The sequence below is a fragment of the Lysobacter sp. Soil_N_23 genome (assembly GCF_057656135.1).
The window spans coordinates 1-20,083 of record NZ_JBDGKY010000001.1 but is presented as its reverse complement, the minus strand read 5'-3'; the positions used below and the strand labels follow the sequence as shown (position 1 = coordinate 20,083).

Below are 20,083 nucleotides of genomic sequence, written 5' to 3'. Positions count from 1 at the left end.
CGCTTCATACTCCCCACTCCCGCTTTCCACTCCCGCCCTCGACAATCCCGACGCCCTCGTGCCTTCCTACGCCGGTCCTCCCACCGCTGCCCGCACGGGTGATGTCGCCGGTACGTTGAAGTTGCTGGCCTATCTGGCCCTGGCGGTGATCCTGATCATGCTCGACCACCGCGGTGGCTGGCTCAATCAGGTGCGTCGCCAGGCGACGTTGCTGGTGCAGCCGCTGTGGATGGTCGCCGGCTGGCCCGGACAAGTGGTCGAACGCATCAGTGACGACGCCGGCACGCTGACCCGGCTGACCGCCGAGAACCGCCGCCTGCGCAACGACCTGATGCTGAACCAGGCGCGGATGGCGCGACTGCAGACCCTGGCGGCCGACAATGCCCGCCTGCGCGGCCTGCTCGACGCCGCCGAGCGCGGCAAGCTCGACGTGGTGCTGTCGCCCGTGCTCGATATCGACCTCGACCCGACCCGCCAGCGCCTGGTGCTCGATGCCGGCAGCCGCGACGGCGTCCAGGTCGGACAAAGCGTGATCGACGCAGGCGGCCTGCTTGGGCAGATCATTGCGGTAACGCCGATGTACGCCAATGTGCTGCTATTGACTGACCCTTCGCATGCCGTCCCGGTGGCGGTGGCGCGCAACGGCGTGCGCCTGGTGGTCTACGGCGAGGGCCGCAGCGATGTGTTGCGCGTGCCGAGCGTGCCGCTGTCGAGCGATATCAAGGTCGGCGACGTGCTGGTCACTTCCGGCCTGGGCGGGCGTTTCGCCCCGGGCTTCCCGGTCGGCACCATCGCCTCGCTGCGTCCCGACGACAGTCGCGCCTTCCTGATCGGCGAAGTCACCCCGGCGGCGCAGCTCGATCGCGGCCGCGAAGTGCTGGTGCTGCTGAACCAGCCGAGCCCGCTGCCCGGCGCGACCGCGTTCAATGCCACGACCTCACCGGCGATGAGCGCGCCGTCGGGTGCAGCCATCGCGGTCGGGCAGGGCACCGCCGCGTTGCCGGCCGCAGCCGCCACCACGCGAGCGACACCCGGATCGACTCCGGCCAAGCCCAACACGCAACCGCCGGCAGCAACCACGCCACCTGCGCAACCGCCGGCACCGACGGAGCCGCGCCGATGACCCGCGTCCGTCCGCAATGGGTGTTGCCAGTGAGCCTGGTCGTGGCGCTGATCCTGGGTCTGCTGCCGCTGCCGCCGACATTGCAGCCGCTACGCCCCTACTGGCTGGCGCTGGTGCTGGCCTACTGGGTGATCGAGGATCCCGACCATATCGGCCTGGGCGTGGCCTTCCTCGTCGGCCTGGCCGGTGACCTGGTCTACGGCAGCCTGTTCGGCGAGCAGGCGCTGCGGCTGGTGGTGATGGCCTACATCCTGCAGCGCTTCCGCGCGCGGCTGCGCTTCTTCCCGATGTCGCAGCAGGCGCTGGCCATTGGCGGCCTGCTGCTCAACGACCGCATCGTCACCGCCGCGATCCATGTCGCGGTGGGCGAGCCGACGATGCCGGCGTCGTCCTGGCTGGCGCCGCTGGCCGGCATGCTGCTGTGGCCGCTGTTGTTCGTGGGCCTGGACTCACTGCGACTGGGCCGCTGGCGGGGGCGTTGACGATGGGTCCGCGTCGTCGCGTCCTCAAGAACGCCGCAGCCGAAGCCCACCAGTTCCGTCTGCGCTCCGCCATCGCCTTCACTTGCGTGCTGCTGGCGCTGGCCGGGCTCGGGCTGTGGTACTTCCGCCTGCAGGTGTGGCAGCACGACGACTATGCGACGCGCTCGGAGGCCAACCGCATCAAGCTGCGGCCGGTGGTACCCGGGCGCGGCCTGATCCTCGACCGCAAGGGGCGGGTGCTGGCCGACAACGTGCCGGCGTACCGCATCGAAGTGACGCCGTTCGAAGCCGGCAAGACCGAGACCTGGCTGCCGGAGCTGGCCAAGGTCATCGCGCTGACGCCCGAGGACATCGCCCGCTTCGAGGACGAGCGCCGCGCCACCCGCGGCTTCAAGCCGATCACGCTGAAGCTGCGCGTCAGCGAGGAAGAAGCCGCGCGCTTCGCCGTCGACCGCTGGCGGTATCCCGGCATCGACCTGGTGTCCTACCTCAATCGCCGTTACATGTACGGCGACCTGTTCTCGCACGTGATCGGCTACGTCGCCCGCATCGACGCCGACGACCTCAAGGCCCTCGGCGAGGGCGGGGCGGCGCTGACCCACATCGGCAAGACCGGGCTGGAGCGCTATTACGAGGAAGCGCTGCGCGGCAAGGTCGGCTACGAGCAGATCGAGACCAACGTCGATGGCCGGCCGATGCGCCAGGTCGGCCACGTGCCCGCCACGCCGGGCGCCGACCTGCGCCTGAGCATCGACCTGGACCTGCAGCAGGCGATGGTCACCGCCTTCGGCGACATGGACGGATCCGCCGTTGCGCTCGATCCGCGTACCGGCGCGGTGCTGGGCATGGTCAGCCTGCCGGGCTACGACCCCAACCTGTTCGTCAACGGCATCTCCAACGTCGACTACCGCGCGCTGATGGACAACCCCTCGCGCCCGATGTTCAACCGCAACGTGCTCGGCGGCGGCCCGCCGGGTTCGACGGTGAAACCGCTGATCGGCCTGGCCGGCCTCGACAGCGGCCTGCGCCGGCCCGAGGACAAGGTGTTCTCGACCGGCACGTTCTACATCCCCGGCCAGCGTCGTGGCTGGCGCGACGCCCACGGCGGCGCCGGCTGGACCGACCTGCGCAAGTCGATCTCCGCGTCGGTGAACTTCTACTACTACAAGCTCGCCTACGACATGGGCATCGAGCGCTTCGACCAGTACATGCGCAAGTACGGCTTCGGCGAACCGACCGGCATCGACCTGCTCGGCGAGAAGTCCGGCGTGGTGCCGTCGCCGGAGTGGAAGCGCAAGCGCAGCAAGGAGCCGTGGTACGCCGGCGAGACCGTCAACGCCGGCATCGGCCAGGGCTACTGGGTCGCCACGGTGCTGCAGCTCGCGCGCGGCACTGCGGCCATTGCCAATGGCGGCAACCTGGTCCGCCCGCACATCGTCGCCGACCGTCGCGACGGGTACCTGGCGCCGTGGGCGCCGCTGCAGCAGCCGACGCCGTCGCGCATCACCGACAACGCCGCCAACCTGCGCGCCGTGCAGGAAGGCATGATCGGCACCATCCACGGCCCCGGCGGCACCGGCCGCGCGATGGCCATTGGTGCGCCGTACACGATGGCCGGCAAGACCGGCACCGCGCAGAAGATCAGCCGCAAGGGCAACATCAGCTTCGATCCGCACTCGTTGCCGTACCACCTGCGCCATCAGGCGCTGTTCGTCGGCTACGCGCCGGCGGACAACCCGACGATCGCGGTGGCGATCTCGGTCGAGCATGGCGGTTTCGGCGGCAGCACCGCCGCGCCGATCGCGCGCAAGATCTTCGACGCTTGGCTGCTGGGCAAGATGCCCGAGCCGGTGCCGACCGATCCCAAACACTTGCGCCCGCCGCAACCGGTGGCCGAACTGCCGGTCGATGCCGCAGCGCAAAGCCCCTCTCCCGCGAGCGGGAGAGGGGTTGGGGTGAGGGCAGAGCAGACGCAAGCCACGCTGCCGGCCACCCGCTCCGCTCCGCCCTCATCCGCCCTCCGGGCACCTTCTCCCGCGGGCGGGAGAAGGGACGAAGCTGCCGGCTCCGCTCCGCCCTCATCTGCCCTCCGGGCACCTTCTCCCGTGGGCGGGAGAAGGGACGAAGCTGCCGGCTCCGCTCCCCCCTCATCCGCCCTCCGGGCACCTTCTCCCGCGAGCGGGAGAAGGGACGAAGCTGCAGGACCGATTCCGTGAGACAGATCCTGCGCTGGCTGTTCGACCTGGTCGTGCGCTTCATGCGCACGCTCGACCTGCCGCTGCTCGGCGCCATCCTCGCGCTGATGGTGATCGGCCTGGCCGTGCTCTACAGCGCCGCCGACCACGCCATCGGCCTGGTCGTCCGCCAGGGCGCGTTCTTCGTTGCCGGCCTGGGCATGATGTGGGTGTTGTCGCGGATCCCGCCGAACCAGCTGCGCAACTGGACGCCGATTGTTTTCGGACTGTCGCTGATCCCGCTGGTGCTGGTGCTGCTGATCGGCACCGGCAAGCACGGACGCCACTGGATCAACCTGGGCGTGGTCTATGTGCAACCGGCCGAGCTGCTCAAGCTGAGCCTGCCGATGATGATCGCCTGGTACCTCGACCGGCAGTCGCTGCCGCCGCGGTTCCGCACGGTGCTGATCGCCGGCCTGCTGATCGCGGTGCCGACCGGCCTGATCCTGCTGCAGCCGGACTTCGGCACGGCGATGCTGGTCGCCGTCAGCGGCGCATTCGCGTTGTACCTGGCGGGGCTGCCTTGGTGGTGGTTCGGCATGGCCTTCGGCGCGGTTGCCGCGATCGCGCCGGTGGCCTGGTTCTGGCTGCTGCGGCCGTACCAGCAGGACCGCATCCTGACCTTCCTCAATCCCGAGTCCGACCCGCTCGGCACCGGCTGGAACATCATCCAGTCGAAGATCGCCATCGGTGCCGGCGGCCTCACCGGCAAGGGCTGGGGGCAGGGCTCGCAGTCGCACCTGAACTACCTGCCCGAGCACACCACCGACTTCATCTTCGCCGTGCTCAGCGAGGAGTTCGGCTGGGTCGGCGTGGCCACGGTGCTGGCCTTGTACCTGTTCGTGATCGGCCGCTGCCTGTGGATCGCCGCGGAAGCCCGCGATGGCTATTCGCGACTGATCGCCGGGGCGCTGGGCCTGGCGTTCTGCGTCTACGTGATCGTCAACGGCGGCATGATTTCCGGTCTGTTGCCGGTGGTGGGCGTGCCGATGCCGTTGCTGAGCTATGGCGGTACGTCGGCGGTGTCGCTGCTGGCGGGGCTGGGCGTGGTGATGGCGGTGCGGGCGCATCGGCCGGTGTACGCGCGCTGAGGGGCGGCGTGCCCTCACCCCAACCCCTCTCCCGCAAGCGGGAGAGGGGCTCAAGCACGGCAAGCGGCAGGGGCTGATCGAAGGATCCTTCTCCCGCTCTGCGGGAGAAGGTGCCCGAAGGGCGGATGAGGGCAGCTCTTGGCACGCACCCGTTCAGCCACGCCCAACCTGACTCCCCGGTTCAGCCACCCCCGAACACCCGGTTTTGGCCTTCTTGAGTGCGTGCTACCCTCGCGGCGATGACCCGACGCCACACTCTCCGTAGCGCCGTGATCAGCGCGCTCCTGTTCGCGTTGGCCGGCTGCGCCACCCAAGCTTCGGCGCCAGCTCCCCAACAGACTCCCGCCAAACCCGCTGCCCCGGCCACCACGGACCCGGGCACGCCGGCGCTGCCCGAGCCGCACGAGCGCAAGGCGCTGCCGGAGGCGCGGGCCGCCTTCGTGCGCGATACCGCTGCCCAGTACGGCATCGACCCGGCTTACATCGAGTCAGTGCTGGACCGCGCCGAGATCCGCGACAGCATCATCGCCGCGATGTCCAAGCCGGCCGAGGCCAAGCCGTGGCGCGACTATCGGCCGATCTTCATCACCCAGGCGCGCATCGACGGTGGCCGCGCCTTCCTCGCCGAGCACCGGGCCGAGCTCGATCGCGCCCAGGCGCAGTACGGCGTGCCGGCGGAAGTGATCGTCTCGATCATTGGCGTGGAAACCAACTTCGGCAAGAACACCGGCAGCTATCCGGTGCTCGACGCGCTCTACACCCTGGCCTTCGCCTATCCGCGCACCGGCGACCCGGCCAAGGCCGACCGCGAGAATCGCCGCGAGGCGTTCTTCCGCGGCGAACTCGGCCAGCTGTTCGCGCTGGGCAAGGAAACCGGCCTGGACATCACCGCGCTCAATGGCAGCTATGCCGGCGCGATGGGCTGGGGGCAGTTCATGCCGTCGAGCTATCGCGAGTTCGCAGTCGACGGCAACGGTGACGGCAAGCGCGACCTGTTCAACGACCTCGACGACGTCTTCGCCTCGATCGCCAACTACTTCGCCAAGAAGGGCGGCTGGGTGCGCGGCGGGCCGGTCACGGTGCGCGCCAATGCTGCCGTCGACGCCAAACCCATCGAGCCGGAGAACCTCGATCCGGTCTACTCGATGGACGACCTGGCCGCGCGCGGTTTTCGCCCTCTGACCCCGGTGCCGCCGGGCCAGACGGCCACGGTGGTCAAGCTCGACGGTGTCGAGGGGCCGGAGTACTGGTTCGGTTTCCGCAATTACTACGCGATCACCCGTTACAACATCTCCAAGCACTACGCGATGGCGGTGTACCAGCTCGGCGAGGCCATCGCCGGCCGCGCCAACGAACCCGTCGCCGCCACTGCCGCTGTCGTCGTCCCGCCCTCGCCATGAGGTCCACGGCCATGCATCGCAGCCTTGTCCGCTCAACGCTCGGCGCCATGCTGGCGCTGGGCCTGGTCGCCTGTGCCAGTGCGCCGAAGAAATCCGTTTCCCAGCCAGCGGGCATCCCCGACAAGGGCGGCATCCAGCACAGCCAGTTGCCCGACGGCAAGGGAAAGAAGAAGTCGCCGTACGCGCCGGCGCAGGAAGATCCGCGCACGCGTGGCAACTACACCGCTGGCGGCCTGTACAAGCCGGGCGTGTCCGACAGCACGCCTGACCACGTGCCCGATGTCGATGCGATCCCCGAGCCGGAAGTGACCAACGAGCCGCGCTCGCCGATCGGCAACCGCGCGACGTACTCGGTGCTGGGCAAGAAGTACAAGGTGCTCGACAACACCAAGGGTTACGTCGAGAAGGGCACCGCCTCCTACTACGGCCAGAAATTCCACGGCCGCCGCACCTCGAACATGGAGGTGTACGACATGTACGCCTTCACCGCCGCACACAAGACGCTGCCGCTGCCGAGCTTCGCCCGCGTCACCAACCTCGACAACGGCAAGTCGGTGGTGGTGCGGGTCAACGACCGCGGCCCGTTCCATGAAGGACGCGTCATCGACCTGAGCTACGCCGCCGCGGTCAAGCTCGGCATCACCGCGCGCGGCACCGGCCGTGTCGAAGTTCGCGCGCTGCAGCCGGGTGACGACGACAGGCCGGTGCTCGCCTCCACACCCGCCCCCGCGCCGTCGCGGCCGGCGGACGCGAAACCGACACCGATCGACCGCCTGATCGCCGCCATGCCCGTCGCCAGTGCCAACGCCGGCGAGTTGCCGCCGGGCGTACGCATCGCCACCGGCAAGCCGACCGTGCTGGGCAGCGCCGCCGCGGCAGTGGCAAGCGCGACCACCGCGCCGCCGCCGGCCGCGCCGACGCCCGCCGCCAGCGGCGGCGGCGTGGTCCTTCAGGTCGCCAGCTTCACCGCCCGTGCCAATGCCGACCGCGCGCTGACGACGCTGCGCCAGGCCGGCATCGACACCGCACAGATCAGCGACGCCAGTGCCAACGGCCAGACCATCTGGCGCCTGCGCGTGGGCCCGCTCCAGGCCGCGCAGGCACCGGAACTTGCGGCCCGTATCGCCGGTCTTGGTTTCGGCCAGCCGCAACGCGTCCGCGACTAGAGCGTGCGCGACTAGAATTCCACCCCTCAGACACTGGCCGGCACGTCGCCGGCCTCCGGAGCAGTAGAGACAATGAAAGTACCCGCTCTTGCCAGGGCCGCCGCCCTGGCCGCGGTCACCACGCTGGTGACCGGCCTCGCCATCGCCCAGGCGCCGACGCCGCAGCCCGCCGCGCCCGCGCTGCCGGCCGCCAGCGATTCGCTGCCGGTTCCGCCGCCGCCGCAGATCACCGCCGCCGCGTGGGTGCTGATGGACGCCGCCAGCGGCAACATCCTCGCCGGAGAGAACTACGACCAGCGCGTCGAGCCGGCCAGCATCACCAAGGTCATGACCAGTTATGTCATTGCCGCGGAGATGGCCGCCGGCAAGGTCAAGGACACCGACCAGGTGATGATGACCGAAAACGCCTGGCGCACCGGCGGCGCCGGCACCGACGGCAGCTACTCCGGTTTCGAGGTCAACAAGACCGCGCCGCTGGTGCAGATGGAAAAGGGCATGGTGGTGCAGTCCGGCAACGATGCCGCGATCGCGCTGGCCGAGCACGTCGCCGGCTCCACCGATGCCTTCGCCGCGCTGATGAACCAGTACGCCGCGCGCATCGGCATGAAGGGCTCGCACTTCGTCAATCCGCACGGCCTGTCGGCGGAAGGCCATTACTCGACCGCGCACGACCTGGCCCTGCTTGGCCGCGCCCTGATCCACGATTACCCGGTCGCGTACTCGTACAACAAGATCAAGGAATTCACGGTCGGCCCGATCACCCAGCCCAACCGAAACCTGCTTTTGTGGCGTGATCCCTCGGTCGATGGCATCAAGACCGGACACCACTCCGGCGCCGGCTACTGCCTGATGGCCTCGGCCATGCGCGGCGACCAGCGCCTGATCTCGGTGGTGATGGGTTCGAGCAGCGAGAACCAGCGTGCCGTCGATTCGCAGGCACTGCTGAACTGGGGCTTCCGCTTCTTCGAGACGCACAAGCTTTACGACGTTGGCAAGCAGATCGCCAAGCAGAAGGTGTGGAAGGGCGCCGCCGACGAAGTCCAGCTCGGCGTTGCCGAGCCGCTGCTGGTGACCGTGCCGCGCGGCAAGTACAACCAGCTCAAGCCGATGATGGACGTGCCCAAGACCCTGGTCGCGCCGATCGCAAAGGGCCAGAAGATCGGCACGGTGAAGGTGGTGCTGGACGGCAAGGTGATCTCGCAGCGTCCGCTGGTGGCGATCAACGCGGTCGAGCAGGGCGGCTTCTTCAAGCGCCTGTGGGACGAGCTGTGGATGTGGTGGGAGTCGGAGTGATCGGCACCTGAGTGGAGCAACGAGAAGCCGGCGAAAGCCGGCTTCTTCGATTTCGTCCCGCGTCGTCCCGGCGAACGCCGGGAACCAGACCCTCACCTCATCCAGCCCGTCACGTCATCCCGGCGAACGGTCTCGTCAGCGTCCTCCTCGGATGTGCGCTTACCTCTTTACCGCCACTTAGTAAAGCGGTTAAAGCCCAGCGCTTCAGAATCCCTGCGATGCGGAGACCGGGCACTTGCGGCCTAGGTACCGGCACAGGACGCCGGCGAGACCCACGAGCATTTCCGCCTCTTCAAAGTTCGGGGCCTGCCCCTCTTGAAGATGACGACCAAAATTTGAAGACCATCCCCAAGCTTGTTCCACAACAGAATCAAGCGGCCGGGGAAAGAGGCCAGGATTTCGACGAACCAGCGCCCCGAGCGTGTCGGTCGAACCAGTCACGTCACGGGCAACGCATTCGAGTGCCGCCATCGCGTGCTGAATCGCACCCGTAACCTCGGGATCTGGCCGGCGGGAAAGGTCAAGAATCGCCTCATGCAGTTCGGAGGCTGTAGTGGTCTTCCCCTCATCTCGCAGGAGCTTCTGAGCGCCGAGGATCGCCTCCTCAAAGGCCTCACCTCCACGCATCTCCAAGTGACCGAAAACCAATTTCCAACCGATGCCGGCGCGGCTGAAGTAACGATTGATCTCGGTCTCAAACGCCATCGCTTTGCCCGATCTTTGGAGATCAAAATACATTGCCTCAATGGCGTCGTAGACTTCGAACCACGCGCACTTGTCCAATAGCATGCGGACTTCATCGCGGATGTTTGGATATTCCGACCAATTGCTGGGGTCTGGCCGCTTGTAGAAGAGGCGGCACAGAAGCGTGCGCATTTGCGTGGGTCGTAAGCCAAGGTTCTCCGCGATATCTGCGATGACGCCGCGCATCTCTTCCGGAGCGTCGTGTCGCACAGTGATCTCTGCCGGCTCCATCGAAAGCCCAAGGCGATCGGAAAAGCGTTCCATCCACGTCCCCTTCGTAAGAATCCTTGCAAATTGCGCGAGTCTTTTCCAAGTTCTCGGTCAGGCTGCATTGACCGGATCGGTCTTTGTGCGCTGTCCAGCTCGAATCAATTGCAGCAGCACCGATCGCGCAAGAACGATGTCGTGCGACTGGATCGCTTGTGCCAGTGGCTGATTGAGAGCGACGAGTGCATAGCAGTAGCCGGGGCGAGTCGGCACCGATATGAACAATGGAATGCCAGTGGAAATTGCGCCAGCAATCAACGTCAATACTGCGGCTGAGAGTAGGGTCTGCTCGGGATCTCTCAATGGCTGGAGGATGAGCCCCCGCCAGCGCCGTCACGAATGAGCACGCCGCAACGGTCGGGTCGCAATCCATCATCGAGCCCATTGATCCTCTTCCAACCGCACAACCAGGATCGACATACCTGGGGACGCTGAGGGTAGATCCCACAACCGCCACACTCGCGCAGATGAGGGCACGGGTCATCGGCACGCTTGGTAAGTTCCGGATCATTGATCTTCAGCGTAATGCAGCACGCGGAGCACTCTCCACACTCGCGTTCGATCTTCCCCTGGTTCGTCATGAATCCCGCCTGGCCAATTTCATGTTTGGCGATTTCGACTACAAGTCGGCAATGAATTTCCTCGAACTTAGGCTTGCCACGAATCAGCGTTACGGGGCAAGGCCCGCTGCGGGTCGTAGACGCTCAACGATTCGGCCGGAAGTGAGCTGGAATTGAAGAGGACCAGGTTCGTGCCGCCCGCATGCACCGTCGAAGGAAACAGGATGCCTGCGGCGTCTGCTTCCATCGCGATCTCTCCCAACAGCCATGATGGCGGTTCTACTTCCTCTTCAAACGCCATCTTGCGCCAGTTGCACGAGTACTCCGACCACAACGGATTCCACGTCCCAGCAACGAACCCTCGCGAGAAATCGATAACCGTGATTTGACTTACAAGGAACGTTGCGATGGTGCCCGGAGCAAGTAGTTGCGCATGTTGCTGGTACTCAGCCAGGGCGGTCTCGAGAGAAGCCGAAAGGTATAGGGCTTCCTGACCTGGCCGATTGAACCGCCCGCCCTTGCGAGCGGCGCCAGCACCAGAAGTTGGCGCAAATGACCACTGCGGCACGATTACTCGGTAATGCGCCTCGGCTTCGCCCAGTTGCCGCGAGATCATCCGGTTGGGCCGCCAGCTATCGACTCAATGTAGTCAACGACTACCTGGGCCTTGCCTTCCTTCACCAAGGTATCCGGCGTTCGGTAGTCAAACTCCGGAAGCGGCTCGTTCATGAACCAGAAGATGGCACGGTTCCGATCACCACCGGCGGCATCGACGGCTGCGCTCAGTACGCGCACTACGTCACGCAGATAGTGCTGAAGGTTCTCGCTCTGTGGCCTGGCAGCGGGCGTGTTACGACTTACCCTGGCGCGCTCGGCGACGCTTTGAATCTGCAGGCCCAAAGCCTCACCAACAAGATGTGGCGATAGGTAAGGACGATCAGGCTCGCGAAGGCTCTCAGCGAGGCTCGTTACGGCCCTGTCCATGACGGCACTCATGGCGTACTCCTCTTGCTTTAGTGCACCTATAATGCACGTTTTATGCACATAATGCAAGAAAGCCCCTAGTGACCGCTTGTTCAACGCTCAGGTCCGATTCCTTTGACCTGTAGCTCCATGAGTTCCTTACCCACACGTGCCTCCAATTCCTGGCGCTCCCTTCGGACTGAGGACACTTCGCCAGGACCCATTCGCTCCTGCTGTCCTGGCGAAATCGGCCCCGCAAAACTTGGGTTCGCCCACCCCCGGACCCATAATCGATACCCATGGAAATCAAATCCGACAACCCCGACCACGGCTTCCAGTTTCCCGGCACCTTCGAGCTCAGCGCCATGGGCGCGGCCGAGAAGGACCTGGAGACGGTGCTGCCGACGTTGTTGCTGGACGCGGGCATCGAAGTGGTCAGCGAGTCCGTGAGCTGGAAGCATTCCAGCAACGGCCGCTTCGTCTCGGTGCGCATCAGCTTCCGTGCCGAGAGCCGCGAGCAGTACGACCTGGCGCACGCGGTGCTGCGGGAGCATCCGGAAGTGAAGTGGACGCTCTGAGCGACGTGGACGTTCCGGCGGCTGGAACCCATCCCCTCCCCAGCCCTCCCCTCGAAGGGGAGGGAGTTATGCTTTCGGCTCGGGTGAGGGATCTGGGGCGGCGTGCCTACGAGCCGGTCTGGCGCGCCATGCAGGCCTTCACCGACGAGCGCACCGCCGACACGCCCGACGAGCTGTGGCTGGTCGAGCACGACCCGGTGTTCACCCTCGGCCAGGCCGGCAAGGACGAACACGTGCTGTTCCCCGGCGACATCCCGGTGCTGCACGTCGATCGTGGCGGCCAGGTGACCTACCACGGCCCCGGCCAGATCGTCCTGTACCCACTGCTCGACCTGAAGCGGCTCAAGGTCGGTGTCAAGGAATACGTCCACCGGATCGAGCAGGCCATGATCGACACCCTGGCCGACTGGAACATCCACGCAGAGCGCCGCGAAGGCGCGCCGGGCGTGTACGTGAACGGGGCCAAGATCGGCGCGCTCGGCATCCGTGTCCGCCGCGGCTGCACCTTCCATGGCCTGGCTTTCAACATCGCCATGGACCTGGCGCCGTTCGCGCGGATCAATCCGTGCGGCTACCAGGGGCTGAAAGTGACCTCGATGCTAGACTTGGGCGGCCCTTCGGGGCTGGACGCAGTCAAGCCGGTGCTGATCGGGCACATCGCCCGCCAGTTCGGCTTGCAGGTCGAACAGGCATCGCCGCCGCTTTGAAATCTCCCTTCTCCCGCGAGCGGGAGAAGGGGCCCGAAGGGCGGATGAGGGCGCTTTTACCCTCACCCCAGCCCTCTCCCGCAAAGCGGGAGAGGGGGCAAAAACCGCAAGAGACCCAGTTCCCGCCATGACCGAATCCACAGCCAAGTCCATCCCGCTCGCCATGGTCAGCGGCAACGCCGTGCCTGAGGCTCTGCAGCCGGGAGTGAAGCAGGTGGCCGGCGACAAGATCGCGCGCTCGCCGGTGCAGTTCGCCGACGCGCCGGTGCTGCGCAAGCCGTCATGGATCCGCGTGCGCATTCCGTCGGGCAACTCGGTGCAGCAGCTCAAGGCCAAGCTGCGCGAGAACCGCCTGGTCACGGTGTGCGAGGAAGCCAGCTGCCCCAACATCCACGAGTGCTTCAGCCACGGCACCGCCACCTTCATGATCCTCGGCGAGGTCTGCACCCGCCGCTGCAGCTTCTGCGATGTCGCCCACGGCCGGCCCAAGCCGCCCGATGCCGGCGAGCCGCTGAGCCTGGCCACCACCGTTGCCGACATGGGCCTGAAGTACGTGGTGGTCACCAGCGTCGACCGCGACGACCTGCGCGACGGCGGTGCCCAGCACTTCGTCGACTGCATCGCGGCGATCCGCGAGCACAGCCCGAAGACCCGCATCGAGGTGCTCACGCCCGACTTCCGCGGCAAGGGCCGCATGGAACGCGCGCTGGAAATCCTCGCCGGCAACCCGCCGGACGTGTTCAACCACAACGTCGAGACCGTGCCGGACCTGTACCGCAACGTCCGCCCCGGCGCCGACTACCAGTGGTCGCTGACGCTCCTGCAGAAGTTCAAGGCGCAGCACCCCGAGGTGGCCACCAAGAGCGGCATCATGCTCGGCCTGGGCGAGACCATGGAGCAGGTGCAGGCGACCCTGCGCGACCTGCGCGCGCACGACGTCGACATGATCACCATCGGCCAGTACCTGCAGCCCAGTGCCCATCACCATCCGGTGCTGCGCTACTGGACGCCGGAAGAGTTCAAGGAACTCGAGGTCTACGGCATGGCGCTGGGTTTCACCCACGTCGCCTCCGGTCCGCTGGTGCGCTCGTCCTATCACGCCGACCGTTCGGCGATCGAAGCCGGCGTCGTCGCGGCCAACTGAGCCCGCGCGCCGCCATCGCGGCGTCACCTGTCTTTGACCGGCAAACCTGCAGCTTGGGTGGGTGCCGGCTTGCCCAACGCCCGTGTAACGCCACCCGTCGCCCAGCTGAACGTTTTTGGATGAACGGGCGTTTGTGCATGCCATGGCACGGTTTTTCCCACCCGTGGTGGGGTGACAGCCGCTGCAACTTTCGGCACTGTGGGGCTGTCGAACACCGGTCCATGCTGTCGGTTCTGTCTGGTTCCTGCGTCCGACACCCCCCGCACCAAAGATCAGGCCGCCAGCGGCCGCGAGCCCCGCGATGAATGCCAAGACCACGTTATTCGCTTTTCTGCTGACCACACCGCTGGCATTGCTCGCGCAGTCCTCCGACAGCGTCGACAAGAAGACCTCGCAGGTCGAATTGCCGCAGCACGAGAAGCCGAGCCTGATCAAGTCGGTGGAACCGTCGCCGCTGCCGCGTGCGCCGACCGCCGACCAGACCACCGCCGCCAAGCTGGTGTACGGGCTGCTCTCCGACAGCCGCTACGCCTATCGCCCGGTGGCGCTCGACGACACCCTGTCGGCCGACATCTACAAGCGCTACCTGGAGTCGCTCGATGGCGGCAAGCAGTTCCTGACCGCGCAGGACGTCGCCAGGTTCGACACCTACAAGCTGAAGTTCGACGACGCCATCAAGAGTGGCGACCTCGACCCGGCCTACGCGATCTTCGCCACCTACAAGCAGCGCGTCGACCAGCGCGTGGCCTACGCGCGCGACCTGCTCAAGCAGGACATGTTCGATTTCACCGGCAGCGACCGCTACGAGTACGACCGCGAGGACGCACCGTGGGCCACCGATGCCGCCGCGCTCGATACGCTGTGGCAGCAGTCGGTGCGCAACGACTGGCTGCGCCTGAAGCTGGCCGGCAAGAAGCCCGAGGACATCCGCAAGACGCTCGACAAGCGCTACGCCAACATGGGCAAGTCGATCGCCGAGCTCAAGGGCGAGGACGTCTTCCAGACCTTCCTCAACAGCTACGCCAATTCGGTCGATCCGCACACCGACTACTTCACGCCGAAGACGGCCGACAACTTCAACGTGTCGATGTCGCTCTCGCTCGAAGGCATCGGCGCGGTGCTGCAGAAGCAGGACGACGTGGTCGCGATCCGCGAGATCGTGCCCGGCGGTCCGGCCGGCAAGTCCAACAAGCTCAAGCCCGGCGATCGCGTCGTCGGTGTCGGCCAGGGCGAAAGCGGCGCGATGGAAGACGTGATCGGCTGGCGCATCGACGATGTTGTCGCCAAGATCCGCGGCGCCAAGGGCACCAAGGTGCGCCTGGACGTGATCCCGGCCGAATCCACCCTCGACAGCCAGCCGCAGCGCATCGTGCTGGTGCGCGACAAGGTGCGCCTGGAAGACCAGGCCGCCAAGTCGAAGGTCATCACCATCCCCGCCGCCAACGGTGCGCCGCAGCGGCGCATCGGCGTGATCGAGCTGCCTGGCTTCTACCAGGACTTCGAAGGCCGTCGCAAGAACAGCGCCGACTACGCCTCGGCCACGCGCGACGTCGCCAAGCTGCTGACCAAGCTGAGCGAGGAAAAGGTCGAAGGCGTCGTGCTCGACCTGCGCAACAACGGCGGCGGTTCGCTCAACGAGGCGATCGAGTTGACCGGTCTGTTCATCGACCGTGGCCCGGTCGTGCAGGTGCGCGAATCCGGTGGCCGCGTCAGCGTCGAAGGCGACAGCGACACCGGCATCGCCTGGGAAGGCCCGCTGGCGGTGCTGATCAACCGTGGCTCGGCCTCGGCGTCGGAGATCTTCGCCGGCGCGATCCAGGACTACGGTCGTGGCCTGGTCATCGGCGAAACCAGCTTCGGCAAGGGCACGGTGCAGAACCTGGTCGACCTCGACCGCTGGCCGGCCAATGAAGAAGCACGCTTCGGCCAGGTCAAGCTGACCATCGCCCAGTTCTTCCGCGTAAGCGGCGGTTCGACGCAGAACAAGGGCGTGGTGCCGGACATCTCGTTCCCGGTGTCGGTCGATGCCAGCGAGTACGGCGAAAGCACCTACGACAACGCACTGCCGTGGACCCGCATCTCGCCGGTGCCGCACACCGCCTACGGCAACTTCGCACCGCTCCTGCCGAAGCTGGAGACGTTGCACGGCTCGCGCATCGCCAAGGACAAGGAGTTCCAGTGGTGGTCGGACGACGTCAACGAGTTCCGCGAGGAGCGCGCCAAGAAGTGGGTCAGCCTGAACGAGGCCGAGCGCCGTTCCGAGCGTGACCGCGATGACAACAAGCGCAAGCAGCGCCAGGAAGAGCGCAAGACGCTGGGCCTGGACCTGGATCCGCTGGCCGACGATTACAACGACGACGGCCTGTCTGCGAACGAGCGCGACATCGCCAAGGATGCCGAGCGCGAGAAGCTGGCCGAGAACCGTCCGGACCCGCTGCTGCGCGAATCGGCGGCGATCCTGGCCGACGCGGTGCACCTGCTCAACAACGACCGCCAGCTGTCGGCGCTGGTGCTGCCGACGGCGACGACGGCGGGGCACTGGGCGGACTGAGCCCGCGGCGAAGCCGCCTGCAAGAATCGGATAGCGGGCGCCTCAGGGCGCCCGTTACGCTTTGAGCCATGAACACTGCCCGCCAGCTCCGCGCCAAACTCGACCACGCCCGGCAACTGCTCGACGCCGGCGAGCCGACGCTGACCGACCTCGCTGTCACGGTCGGCCTGAGCGCCTCGCACCTGCAGCGCCAGTTCGGCGCGCGCTTCGGCCTCAGTCCGGCCGAGTACCTGGCGCAGCGCAAGCTGGGCACGCTCAAGGTCGCATTGCGCGAAGGCAACGATGTCAGTGCCGCGCTGTACGACGCCGGCTACGGATCACCCTCGCGCGTGTACGAAGGCGGCGCCGCGAAACTGGGCATGACCCCCGCGCGCTACCGTGCCGGCGGCGCCGGCGAGCAGATCCGCTGGAGCATCGCCGCGACCGCGCTGGGGCAGGCCCTGGTGGCGACCACCGAGCGCGGCGTGTGCATGATCGAACTGGGCGAGGACGCCGATGCGCTGGAAGCGCGACTGCACGAGGAGTTTCCGCAGGCGCAGTTGGAGCGCGTCGATGCCGGACGCGACGAGTTCCTCGCGCCGCGACTGCACGCGGTCGCCGACGCGCTGGCCGGCAAGCAGGCGAAGGTGCCGCTGGACCTGATCGGCACCGCGTTCCAGAAGAAGGTGTGGGACGCGCTGATGAAGATCCCGCGCGGTGAAACGCGCAGCTATGCCGAAGTCGCGCGCGCGATCGGTCAGCCGCGTGCGACGCGTGCGGTGGCCAGTGCCTGCGCCGGGAATCATCTGGCGATCGTGGTGCCGTGCCATCGCGTGATTCGTGGCGATGGATCGCTGGGCGGGTATCGGTGGGGGTTGCCGATGAAGCAGAAGGTGTTGGCGCGGGAGCGCGCGGCGTAGGGCGGCCCTCACCCCAACCCCTCTCCCGCAAGCGGGAGAGGGGCTTAAGCATTCCCTTCTCCCGCGTGAGAGACAGGGCCGTCAGCAGTCCCTTCTCCCGCTTGCGGGAGAAGGTGCCCGGAGAGCCTGCCCCGTACTTGATACGGGGGCGGATGAGGGCAGCTCTTGACCTACTTCCTTCGCCGCACCGGCGCCCGCGTCGGCACATGCAACCCCGCCTTCACCACGTCGAACACCATTCGCGTCTCGTATCGCTTGATGTTGCCCTCGTCCATGAACAACCGGTCCGCCACCTCGCGGCAATGCGCCACGCCCGTGGTCGACAGGATCACCAGGTAGTCCCATTCGCCTGCCAGTGTGTAGCACTGCTGCACTTCCGGCGCGGCGCGCATGCGCGCATGGAACGCGGCGTGCAGCTTGGCCGACTCGCGCTCCATCGCGACCAGCACGGTCGCCAGCGTGGTGGTGCCGAGAAGAGTGGCGTCGAGCACGGCGACCTGCCGCAGCAGGCCGCTCTTGCGGTAGCGGGTCAGGCGCCGTTGCACGGCGCTGGCCGACAGCCCGACCGCCTCGCCCAGGGCGGTCAGCGTCGCCGACGCATCGCGCTGGAGCAGATCCAGCAGGCGATGGTCGAACTCGTCCAGCACAACGGGAGTCTTGGCCATGCAAAATTTTTGCGTTAATGCGCACGATTTATCAATCCCGTCGCGGCCGCTGCCGTTACGATTCAGTCATCCGAACGTTTCCTGCACCGGCGGTGCGGCGTCCGGGTCGTCGATGACGATCCAGGAGCGCCGGCTGCGCGGTGCCGGTGGCGTCGGCCGCGTCGGCCGCCAGAAAATCCAGCCGCCTGCAACTCCAACCCCCACGTGGAATCCGCATGAGCACCGCTGCACCCACCGTCGCCCGCGCCGCTCCCGGCGGGCTGGCCGTCGCCTTTGCCCTGGCCTCGGTCTACATCCTCTGGGGCTCGACCTACCTGGCGATCCGTTTCGCGCTGGAAAGCTATCCGCCGTTCCTGCTCGGCGCCGGGCGCATGTTCCTCGCCGGCGCGATCATGTACGCCGTGCTGCGCTGGCGCGGCGTGCCCAGGCCCACCGGCAAGCAGTGGCGCACGCTGTGGGTCCTGTCGATCTGGATGGTGCTGCTGTCCAACGGCCTGGTGAACCTGGCCGAGACCGAAGTCGGCTCCGGCCTGGCTGCGATCGCGGTAGCCTCGATGCCGCTGTTCGCCGGCGTGTTCGCGATGCTGCGCGGCCGCCATCCTTCGAAGATCGAATGGGTCGGCCTGATCATCGGCTTCCTCGGCGTGCTCTGGCTCAATGCCGGCGGCGAGCTGTCGTCGTCGATGCTCGGCCTGGTGTGCCTGGTGATCGCGCCGATAGCGTGGGCCTGGGGTTCGATCTGGAGCCGCGACCAGGACCTGCCGCAACCGTTCATGTCGGCCGCCGGGCAGATGCTCACCGGCAGCGTGTGGATGCTGATCGCCGCCGTGCTGCACGGCGAGCGCATGACCGCGATGCCCAGCGCCAGCGCCACCACCGCACTGCTGTACCTGGTCGTGGCCGGCTCGATCTTCGGCTTCACCGCCTACATCTGGCTGCTGCACCACGTGCGGCCGGCGCTGGCGACCAGCTATGCCTACGTCAATCCGCCGATCGCGGTGCTGTTCGGCGCGTTGATCGGCGGCGAGCACTTCACCGCGCATGACCTGGGCGCGATGGCGGTGATCCTGGTCGGCGTGGTCATCATCACCCTGGCCAAGGCGCGCTCGGGCAAGCAGGTGCCGGCGGCTGCTGCACCTTCAGAGCCGGCGGCATGAGCGATCACGCTTCCGTGCGCGGCGGCCTCTGGGTCGCGGCTGCCTCATTCGTGCTGTGGGGGCTGATGCCGCTGTACTGGCATCTGCTCAAGGTGGTGCCGTCGCTGCAGATCGTCATGCATCGCATCGTCTGGAGTGCGCTGCTGGTGGCGGCGTGGCTGGTCTGGAAGCAGGGCCGCGGCTGGTTGCGCGCGACCCTGGCGCGACCGCGCGCAGCGTGGATGCTGGCCCTCAGCGGCACGTTGATCGCGTTCAACTGGGGCCTGTACGTCTGGGCGGTGAATGCCGGCCACGTCGTCGAGAGCAGCCTGGGCTATTTCATCAATCCGCTGGTGAGCGTGCTGTTCGGCGTGGCGTTCCTGCACGAGCGGCTCAACCGCGTGCAGTGGCTGTCGGTGGCTCTGGCAGCGACCGGCGTGGCGTGGCTGACCTGGCAGTACGGCCAGCCGCCGTGGATCGCCATTGGCCTTGCGCTGTCGTTCGCCCTGTACGGGCTGATCCGCAAGCTGGTCGCAGTCGATGCCGTCAGCGGCCTTGGCGTGGAGAGCGTGTACCTGTTCCTGCCGGCGCTGGCGCTGCTGCTGTGGAGCGAGACGCACGGCACTGGCCACTTCGCCAGCGGCTGGGGCCTGGGCGTCGATGCGCTGCTGATCTTCTGCGGCGTGCTGACCGCACTGCCGCTGATCGGTTTCGCCTTCGCGGTACGGCGCGTGCCGCTGTCGGTGGTCGGCCTGATGCAGTACATCGCCCCGACCATCCAGTTCCTGCTTGGCGTGCTGGTCTTCGGCGAAGCATTCGACCGCGACCGCGCCACCGGCTTCATTTTCATCTGGGTGGCGCTGGCGGTCTTCGCGATCGATGGGATGCTGCGGGCGCGGCGTGCAACGGTGGCGGCGGCGGCAGCCTGACTGCCGCGGAGCAACGTCCATGGCTTCCCGCCTTCGCGGGAATGACGGGCATGGAGCAACGACGCTGGGTCCCTGCCTTCGCGGGGATGACGGTCTTCTTTAGCCCCTCTCCCGCTTGCGGGAGAGGGGTTGGGGTGAGGGCCGCCGAAGA

Annotated in this window: 19 protein-coding genes; 14 read left to right on the top strand and 5 right to left on the bottom strand. The window is 66.9% G+C overall.

Annotation, left to right across the window (positions count from 1 at the left end):
• The first annotated feature begins 58 nt into the window (after window positions 1-58).
• The 7 genes from mreC (at window position 59) to AC3A3X_RS00065 (ending at window position 8,789) form a co-directional block, all read left to right on the top strand.
• Window positions 59-1,123, top strand: coding sequence for a rod shape-determining protein MreC (mreC, locus tag AC3A3X_RS00095; RefSeq protein ID WP_487581033.1), 1,065 nt, complete (start codon window positions 59-61; stop codon window positions 1,121-1,123).
• Complete coding sequence (gene mreD / locus AC3A3X_RS00090; RefSeq protein ID WP_487581032.1) at window positions 1,120-1,605, top strand: rod shape-determining protein MreD; 486 nt, start codon at window positions 1,120-1,122, stop codon at window positions 1,603-1,605. Before mreC ends, mreD begins: the two co-directional genes overlap by 4 nt.
• Window positions 1,606-1,607: 2 nt before the next feature.
• Window positions 1,608-3,821, top strand: coding sequence for a penicillin-binding protein 2 (gene mrdA, locus AC3A3X_RS00085; protein ID WP_487581031.1), 2,214 nt, complete (start codon window positions 1,608-1,610; stop codon window positions 3,819-3,821).
• Window positions 3,818-4,930 carry a rod shape-determining protein RodA gene (gene rodA, locus AC3A3X_RS00080; protein WP_487581030.1) on the top strand — a complete coding sequence of 371 codons (1,113 nt, stop codon included), beginning with the start codon at window positions 3,818-3,820 and terminating at the stop codon, window positions 4,928-4,930. Before mrdA ends, rodA begins: the two co-directional genes overlap by 4 nt.
• A 239-nt stretch (window positions 4,931-5,169) precedes the next feature.
• On the top strand, window positions 5,170-6,330 hold the full coding sequence (gene mltB, locus AC3A3X_RS00075) for a lytic murein transglycosylase B (protein WP_487581029.1): 1,161 nt from the start codon (window positions 5,170-5,172) through the stop codon (window positions 6,328-6,330).
• Window positions 6,331-6,341: 11 nt separating this feature from the next.
• Window positions 6,342-7,496 carry a septal ring lytic transglycosylase RlpA family protein gene (locus tag AC3A3X_RS00070; RefSeq protein ID WP_487581028.1) on the top strand — a complete coding sequence of 385 codons (1,155 nt, stop codon included), beginning with the start codon at window positions 6,342-6,344 and terminating at the stop codon, window positions 7,494-7,496.
• 72 nt (window positions 7,497-7,568) lie between these two features.
• The gene (locus tag AC3A3X_RS00065) at window positions 7,569-8,789 is read left to right on the top strand and encodes a D-alanyl-D-alanine carboxypeptidase family protein (protein ID WP_487581027.1); all 1,221 of its coding nucleotides are present in this window, start codon (window positions 7,569-7,571) and stop codon (window positions 8,787-8,789) included.
• A gap of 204 nt (window positions 8,790-8,993) precedes the next feature.
• Here the strand turns inward: AC3A3X_RS00065 and AC3A3X_RS00060 are convergent, their stop codons facing one another.
• From AC3A3X_RS00060 to AC3A3X_RS00045, 4 genes are all read right to left on the bottom strand, one after another.
• Window positions 8,994-9,797, bottom strand: coding sequence for an AbiJ-NTD4 domain-containing protein (locus AC3A3X_RS00060; RefSeq protein ID WP_487581026.1), 804 nt, complete (start codon window positions 9,795-9,797; stop codon window positions 8,994-8,996).
• Window positions 9,798-9,854: 57 nt separating this feature from the next.
• Window positions 9,855-10,103 carry a hypothetical protein gene (locus AC3A3X_RS00055; RefSeq protein ID WP_487581025.1) on the bottom strand — a complete coding sequence of 83 codons (249 nt, stop codon included), beginning with the start codon at window positions 10,101-10,103 and terminating at the stop codon, window positions 9,855-9,857.
• Between the two features lie 345 nt (window positions 10,104-10,448).
• Window positions 10,449-10,976: an RES family NAD+ phosphorylase gene (locus AC3A3X_RS00050; protein ID WP_487581024.1), complete on the bottom strand. Its 528-nt coding sequence runs from the start codon at window positions 10,974-10,976 to the stop codon at window positions 10,449-10,451.
• Window positions 10,973-11,356 carry an MbcA/ParS/Xre antitoxin family protein gene (locus AC3A3X_RS00045; protein ID WP_487581023.1) on the bottom strand — a complete coding sequence of 128 codons (384 nt, stop codon included), beginning with the start codon at window positions 11,354-11,356 and terminating at the stop codon, window positions 10,973-10,975. Before AC3A3X_RS00045 ends, AC3A3X_RS00050 begins: the two co-directional genes overlap by 4 nt.
• A gap of 266 nt (window positions 11,357-11,622) precedes the next feature.
• Between AC3A3X_RS00045 and AC3A3X_RS00040 the strand changes: the two genes are divergently transcribed.
• The 5 genes from AC3A3X_RS00040 to AC3A3X_RS00020 all read left to right on the top strand — a co-directional run bounded on the left by AC3A3X_RS00040 (window position 11,623) and on the right by AC3A3X_RS00020 (window position 17,202).
• Window positions 11,623-11,901 (top strand): DUF493 family protein, encoded by a 279-nt coding sequence (locus AC3A3X_RS00040; RefSeq protein ID WP_487581022.1) that lies wholly within the window; start codon window positions 11,623-11,625, stop codon window positions 11,899-11,901.
• Window positions 11,889-12,608, top strand: coding sequence for a lipoyl(octanoyl) transferase LipB (lipB, locus tag AC3A3X_RS00035; RefSeq protein ID WP_487581021.1), 720 nt, complete (start codon window positions 11,889-11,891; stop codon window positions 12,606-12,608). The genes AC3A3X_RS00040 and lipB overlap by 13 nt, the downstream gene beginning before the upstream one ends.
• Window positions 12,609-12,735: 127 nt before the next feature.
• The gene (gene lipA / locus AC3A3X_RS00030; RefSeq protein ID WP_487581020.1) at window positions 12,736-13,752 is read left to right on the top strand and encodes a lipoyl synthase; all 1,017 of its coding nucleotides are present in this window, start codon (window positions 12,736-12,738) and stop codon (window positions 13,750-13,752) included.
• Window positions 13,753-14,053: 301 nt separating this feature from the next.
• The gene (locus tag AC3A3X_RS00025; protein WP_487581019.1) at window positions 14,054-16,303 is read left to right on the top strand and encodes a carboxy terminal-processing peptidase; all 2,250 of its coding nucleotides are present in this window, start codon (window positions 14,054-14,056) and stop codon (window positions 16,301-16,303) included.
• A gap of 68 nt (window positions 16,304-16,371) precedes the next feature.
• Complete coding sequence (locus AC3A3X_RS00020; RefSeq protein ID WP_487581018.1) at window positions 16,372-17,202, top strand: methylated-DNA--[protein]-cysteine S-methyltransferase; 831 nt, start codon at window positions 16,372-16,374, stop codon at window positions 17,200-17,202.
• A gap of 170 nt (window positions 17,203-17,372) precedes the next feature.
• Here AC3A3X_RS00020 and AC3A3X_RS00015 read toward each other — a convergent pair whose 3' ends face one another.
• A complete protein-coding gene (locus AC3A3X_RS00015; protein WP_487581017.1) occupies window positions 17,373-17,867 on the bottom strand; it encodes an Lrp/AsnC family transcriptional regulator in 495 nt (164 codons plus the stop codon).
• A gap of 215 nt (window positions 17,868-18,082) precedes the next feature.
• On the opposite strand from AC3A3X_RS00015, the gene yedA reads away from it, so the two are divergent.
• Window positions 18,083-19,024: a drug/metabolite exporter YedA gene (gene yedA, locus AC3A3X_RS00010; protein WP_487581016.1), complete on the top strand. Its 942-nt coding sequence runs from the start codon at window positions 18,083-18,085 to the stop codon at window positions 19,022-19,024.
• Window positions 19,021-19,932, top strand: a complete 912-nt coding sequence (gene rarD / locus AC3A3X_RS00005) for an EamA family transporter RarD (RefSeq protein WP_487581015.1) — start codon at window positions 19,021-19,023, stop codon at window positions 19,930-19,932. Before yedA ends, rarD begins: the two co-directional genes overlap by 4 nt.
• Window positions 19,933-20,083: the final 151 nt, after the last annotated feature.